7 protein-coding genes are annotated in these 5,794 nt (G+C 72.4%); 3 read left to right on the plus strand and 4 right to left on the minus strand.

What is annotated here, in order from left to right:
- Positions 1–274 precede the first annotated feature (274 nt).
- Entirely contained in the window at positions 275–478 is a 204-nt protein-coding gene (locus ACWGDE_RS35330; RefSeq protein WP_453393158.1) for a hypothetical protein, read from the plus strand.
- 243 nt (positions 479–721) lie between these two features.
- On the opposite strand, the gene ACWGDE_RS35335 is transcribed toward ACWGDE_RS35330, so the two are convergent.
- From ACWGDE_RS35335 to ACWGDE_RS35350, 4 genes are all read right to left on the minus strand, one after another.
- Positions 722–1,168, minus strand: a complete 447-nt coding sequence (locus tag ACWGDE_RS35335) for an acyl-CoA thioesterase (protein ID WP_453393159.1) — start codon at positions 1,166–1,168, stop codon at positions 722–724.
- A gap of 27 nt (positions 1,169–1,195) precedes the next feature.
- Complete coding sequence (locus tag ACWGDE_RS35340) at positions 1,196–2,323, minus strand: radical SAM protein (protein ID WP_453393160.1); 1,128 nt, start codon at positions 2,321–2,323, stop codon at positions 1,196–1,198.
- A 64-nt stretch (positions 2,324–2,387) separates the two neighbouring features.
- Positions 2,388–3,101, minus strand: a complete 714-nt coding sequence (locus ACWGDE_RS35345; RefSeq protein WP_453393161.1) for a Phenylacetic acid catabolic protein — start codon at positions 3,099–3,101, stop codon at positions 2,388–2,390.
- Positions 3,102–3,215: 114 nt separating this feature from the next.
- The gene (locus ACWGDE_RS35350) at positions 3,216–4,259 is read right to left on the minus strand and encodes a helix-turn-helix domain-containing protein (protein WP_453393162.1); all 1,044 of its coding nucleotides are present in this window, start codon (positions 4,257–4,259) and stop codon (positions 3,216–3,218) included.
- 209 nt (positions 4,260–4,468) lie between these two features.
- Here ACWGDE_RS35350 and ACWGDE_RS35355 point away from each other — a divergent pair, with 209 nt between their 5' ends.
- Positions 4,469–4,693: a hypothetical protein gene (locus tag ACWGDE_RS35355; RefSeq protein WP_453393163.1), complete on the plus strand. Its 225-nt coding sequence runs from the start codon at positions 4,469–4,471 to the stop codon at positions 4,691–4,693.
- Positions 4,690–5,778 (plus strand): hypothetical protein, encoded by a 1,089-nt coding sequence (locus ACWGDE_RS35360; RefSeq protein WP_453393164.1) that lies wholly within the window; start codon positions 4,690–4,692, stop codon positions 5,776–5,778. The genes ACWGDE_RS35355 and ACWGDE_RS35360 overlap by 4 nt, the downstream gene beginning before the upstream one ends.
- Positions 5,779–5,794: the final 16 nt, after the last annotated feature.

Raw genomic sequence — 5,794 nt, forward strand, 5'->3', positions numbered from 1 at the left:
TGCGGGGCCTGGTCCGCACAACGAAGTGCGGCACTCCGACACAGCGCCCGCCAAGACTCCTTCTGGACGCCGTGCTCGCACCGCTCGGCCGCAGGCGGCCTCCCGGGCTTCGCCCGGCTGCGCCGGCCTCCGGCCGTCGGGTGGTGGCTGAGGTCTCGTAGTACCCCCGGCCCCGGCCGGGACCCCTCATCGGTCCGCACAACGAAGTGCGGCACTCCGACACAGCGCCCGCCAAGTCCCCGACCAGGGATGGCGGGCGCTGTGGCGTTGTGGGGTGGAGTTCGCCGTGCGGATCGACTGGGAGGCGGGCGTGCTGGGCATTGCCGTCCGGGACGGCGGTCCCGGCCTCCCGGCCGCGCGGTGCGCGGCACCCGACGAATCGGGCGGGCGCGGTGTACGGCCGGTGCGTGAACTCGCCGACGCCTTCACCGTCGTGGACGAGGCGGTGGGCACGACGGCCCGGCGAGCTTCAAGGTGAGCCCGCGCTGACGACCGCACACGCCACGGCGCCCGCCATCCCTGGTCGGGGACTTGGCGGGCGCCGTGGCGGAGTGCCGCACTCCGTGGTGCGGGCCGGGGGTACTACGAGACCTCAGTCACCACCCGACGGCCGGAGGCCGGCGCAGCCGGGCGAAGCCCGGGAGGCCGCCTGCGGCCGAGCGGTGCGAGCACGGCGTCCAGAAGGAGTCGGCGGGCGCTGTGGCGTCCTGGTGGGACCGGGTCAGAGGCCCAGGACCTCCGGGTGTTCGGCCAGGCCTCGCAGGTGGGCGCCCGGGTCCGGGAGCAGGGTGCGGCCCGCCAGGTCGAGGAGGCCGATGACGCCCGTCACCTCGCAGGCCAGGGTGCCGTCGGCGCGGCGGATGTCCTGGCGGAGCCGGAAGGTCTTGCCCTCGCCCCATTCGAAGACGCAGGACACGTCGACCTCGTCCCCGCCCTGGAGTTCGCGCCGGAACCTGAGCGTGCACTCCAGCTGGGCCGGGCCCACGCCGCTCGTGAGCAGCTTGTCGCCCGGGATGCCGGCCGCCCGCAGCACCTCCCACAGGGCGTGTTCGCAGTACTGGAGGTAGACCGCCTGGTTGAGGTGGCCGCGGGTGTCGAGCTCGTACTCGCGGACCGTGATGCGGATGGTGAAGGGACCGGAGGAGGAAGCGGGGTCGTGGGGCGGCACGGGCGGCTCCCCTTTCGTCGTCGGCTGTCAGCTGGTCGGCGTACCGCGGTGCGGGCTATAAGGGGACCAGCACCACTGGCGCCAGTACCCCTCCGAGATGCCCAGCCAGGTACGCAGGTCCTCGGAGCTGTCCAGGAAGTCGGGCATGCTCATCAGGAGCCAACTGTGCACCGCCTGGCTGTCCCGGCAGTCCCCGCAGTGGCCGGAAGTGCAGCAGAACTGCACGGTCTCCAGGTCGGCGCCCCACGCGTTGAAGCCGGGCAGCACGGGGTTGCCGTTCGCGATGCGCTCCGCGTGGGCCTTGTGGTCGACGCTGATGCTCGGGCAGACGTCGTAGCCGAAGCTCTTGCCGTGCGAGCGGCCCGTGATCAGGGCCTCGATGTAGTGCGGGTCGTTGACCACGGCCTGCGGGAAGAGCTCCTTGACCCGCAGGGCCTCGTCCAGGAGCCGGCGGCCCTCCAGGGCGCCGAGCGGGTGGTCGGAGCCGTATTCGCTGTAGAAGTTGAAGCTGACCAGATTGCCGTTGTCGGCCATCTTGCGGACGGTGTCCTCGATGTAGCGGATTCCCGGCTCGGTCAGCGCGTACACGAAGGTGGCCCGCGGGTCGCCCCGGTAGTTGTCGAGGGCGGTGTCGATCAGGCCCGAGAAGCGGCGGCCGTTGGGGTGGATGGCGCGGAGCTGGTCGTCGAGGGGGCCGCCGCCGAAGACCGAGATCGCCACCGCCACGTCCTCGAACCCGTCCATGGGCAGGGCGAGGAGTCCGTTGGTGGAGATGGTGACGTAGTCGAGGAGCTCCACGAACGGGCGGATCTTGTCGGGAACGAGGGTGGGCTCACCGCCGATGAGCAGGGCCGAGGTCACCCCGTCGGCCTTGATGCGTTCCACGAAGCCCCGCACCTTGGCGAGATCCCGCTGGTCGGTCACGGCCGTGTCGAAGTCGTGGGCGAAGAACCAGCATCCGTCGCAGCGGATGTTGCAGGCGCCGGTGAGGTGCACCTCGGTGTTGCGCACCGAGCGCCCGAAGTTGCGTAACGCGTCTAACCGGACACCCAGTTCCGGTTCCGCGGAGATCAGCTCGGCGACGCGCGCGCGGATCTCGTCCCGGGTACGGGGGCGTTGTGGGCTCAGGGTGAGGTCGATCGGCTGGGCTGACATGCTGTTTCGGACTCCTGACGTGCGGTGGAAGGTGCTCGGATGTCGGTCGGTCGCCCCGGCGGTGTCAGGAGGGCAGGGACAGGCCCATCTTCTTGACCTTCGCTCCGCCGCGGACCTCCCAGTCGTGCCGCGCGTGTTCGTTCGTACGGGTCCGCAGGCCCCAGCCGACCGCGATCTCGGCCTTCTTCGAGCCCGGGCTGCCGAAGACGTCCAGGGAGTGCGGCCACAGCCGGTCGACCGCCGCCTGGACCTGCTTCTTTCCGTCGCGGTCCTTGACCAGGCCGCGCACGATCCGCGCGCCGTGCGCGATGTGCACCCGCTCGTCCTGGATGACGGTGCGGAAGGAGTCGGCCCAGGGCCGGTAGCTGCTGGCCGACATCTCCTTCAGCAGCTCCATCACCGCGTCCTCGATGAGCCAGGACACCACGCCGCGCTCGGCCCACGTCGTGCTGTTGTGGAAGTCGGCCGACAGGAACAGCTTGCGGCGCTCCTCCAGGGACTGCCGGGACATCTGCGCGGTGTCCACGCCGAGGTCGTTCAGGACGGCGCTGGCCACCTTGAAGTGGTTGATCTCCTCGGCCGCGCGCTCGCAGCACACCTGCCGTTCCTCGGCGTCGGGCGCGAGGGGGTAGAACACCCGGATGTAGTCGTCGGCTCCGGACAGCTCGCCCTCGGCGTGGATGAGCATCTGGCGCGTGGCCATCGACCGGTACTCCTCCGGCATGTCGTGGAATTCCTCCGGGGTACGGACCACGACCACTTCGTCGTCTGCGGGCACCTGGGCCACCTCTCTTCTCGTGGGGTGTGTACGTGTGAGTACGGGGCGCAGGGGGTGCGTGCATGCGCGCGCTGCGCACGGGATCACCGGCGGGCCAGGGCCGCCGGGCGTTTTTCACCCTGGCATCGCCGGGCACGGCCCGTCTTGCAAAAAACGGCCACAGCCGAGCGGCACCTCGCCCGCCTCCGGGAGGGACAGGAGCACGCTGGTCGCCTCGCCGGGCACCCGGTCGACCCGGCTGTCGCCGACGAGCGCGGCGGCGGCCGCACGGTGGCCGAGGAACCCGGCCGGGGTCAGCCCGGTCATGGCCTTGAACTCCCGCTGGAAATGGGACTGGTCGTGGAATCCGCAGGCCAGCGCGGTGGCGCTGGCCTGGTGCCCCCGGGTCAGCAGGGCCAGTGCGTGGCGCAGGCGGGCCACCCGGGTGACCTCCTTGGGCGAGAGGCCGATCTGTTCCCGGAACCGGCGCCGCAGCTGGCGCTCGCTCCAGCCGACCTCCGCGGCGACGCCGCCCAGGGGCACGGGGACCGGCCCGGCCGCGAGCAGCTCCCAGGCCCGCACCACCTGCGGGTTCAGCTCCGGGCCGGGCGCGCGGCCGCCGAAGGGGGAGGAGGAGCCGACGAGCAGGGAGGTCAGATGGGAGTCCAGGAGCGTGAACCGCTCGGCCCACCCGGGGGCGGTGGCGAGGGCCTCGGCCAGGTACCCGGCGTGCCGGCCGCCGAGTACGGAGTCCAGGTCGGCCACCGTGTCCGTGAGCTCGCCCATGTCGACGGCCAGCAGCCGGTGGGCGGCCCAGGGGGTCAGGAAGACCTGCACCCCGTACGCGCGCCCGTCGTGCTCGCCCAGGACGGCGCGGGTGTGCGGACCCGCGAGCAGGGAGGTGAGGGAGCGTGCCGTCCGGCCGCCCGTGGAAGAGGGGGCGAGGGCGGTGGCGTCGGAGCCCGCGGGGTCGGTGACGCGCACCGGCGGGCCGAAGCACACGAGCAGGGTCACCAGCCCGCAGGGCAGCTCCAGCCTGCGGTGGGGCCGGCCCAGGTCGATGCGGTACCCCCGGTACCCCCGCACCCCGGGGCGCAGTCTCTGATGCGGCCGGGCACGGATGACCTCCCAGCCACCCGCCGGACACGTCCACACCTGCACGCCGCGCACGTCCGACATGTCGGCACCCCCCGACACAATCCAACCGGTACCAACTGGCCTAGACCAGCACGGAACCGGCCAGTCCGGGCGGACCGGGACGGGGGTGAACGACGGGCGCGCGCCAACCGCGACGAGCACGGGCTACCCGCGAGTATTGACTAATAGTCAATCCGGCGCCACGCTCGGGGCGAGCGAGCCGTCGTCGTCCTGGCTGTGGGAGGTCTCCCGTGCGTACCGATGAGGAACTGGGCCGGTTGAGTGGGGAGTTGGGAGGCGCTCGGCCTCCCGCGTCGTTCGCGGGGCTGGACGGCGGGGAACTCGCGAGGCTCGCCGACGCCCTGAAGGCGGAGCGGGCGCGCCAGGCCGAGGGGCTGGGCGAAGCCGCCGAGGAGGCGCTCAAGCTGGTGCCCGCCATCGCGCGCGGCGCCGTGCGCAAGGTGCTGTTCCGGTGAGCCGCGCCGAAGTGGAGAAGATCGCCCGGCTGGTGGGCGTGGACGCGGGCGAGCTCGGCTTCCTGCGCGGGCTGCCGGACGAGGACGTACGGGCCTTCCGCGAGCAGGTGAGCGGCGTACTGAACGACGGGGCGCCCGAGATGCTCGACCGGATCGCCGCCGCGACCAAGCTGGTCCCGGCCGGGGTGGCCGCCGCCATCTCGCAGAAGGCGCTCGGACCCCGGCTGGCGGCCGCCGTGGCCGGCCGGCTGGAGGCGGGCCGGGCCGCCGACATCATCGAGAAGCTGCCCGTCTCCTTCACCGCCGAGGCCTGCGGGCACCTCGACCCGCGCAGGATCGCCGGAATCGTCGACCGGCTCGACGAGGGGCTCGTCGTCCGCATCGCCGTCACCCTCGCCGACAAGCGCGACCACCTCACCATGGGCCGCTTCGTCGGCCACATGAGGGACCAGGTGCTCCGCCGCATCCTGGAACAGGTGGACGACGAGGCGGTGTTGCGCGCCGGGTTCTACGTCGACCTGCCCGACCGGCTGCCCCGCATCCTGGAACTGATGGGCGACGACCGGCTCGCCGCGGTCGTACGGGCCGCCTCGGCCGCGGGGCTCTGGGAGGAGGCCCTCGGCATCGCCGCGATGGTCGGCGGCGACCAGCGGCTGCGGATCGCCGAGCTCACCGCCCGCCTCGACGGGGCCGAACTGGATTCGCTCGTGCGGGTGACGCACGCCGAAGGGCTGTGGGAGTCCCTGCTCCCGCTCGTCGCGCTGCTCGGCGGGGACGACCGGCTCGCCGTGGCCCGGCTGGACTCCCTGCGCGATCCCGAGGTCCTGGCCGGAGTGGTACGGGCCGTCGTGGCGACCGCGCTGTGGGGCGAATTCCTGCCGCTGGTCGGCGTGCTGCCCGAGGAGGGCCGCAAGGTGGTGGCCGACGCCGCCGCCACGCTGGGTGACGCCGAACTCGAAGGACTCGTACGCGAGGTCGACAAGCAGGACCTGTGGGAGCTGGTGCTGCCGCTCGTCGAGCTCATGGAGGAGGCGGGCAAGGAGCGGATCTTCGCCCTGCCCGCCTTCCAGGACCAGCAGGGATAAGGGGACTCCCGCTGGT

Source organism: Streptomyces sp. NPDC054956 (assembly GCF_053609185.1).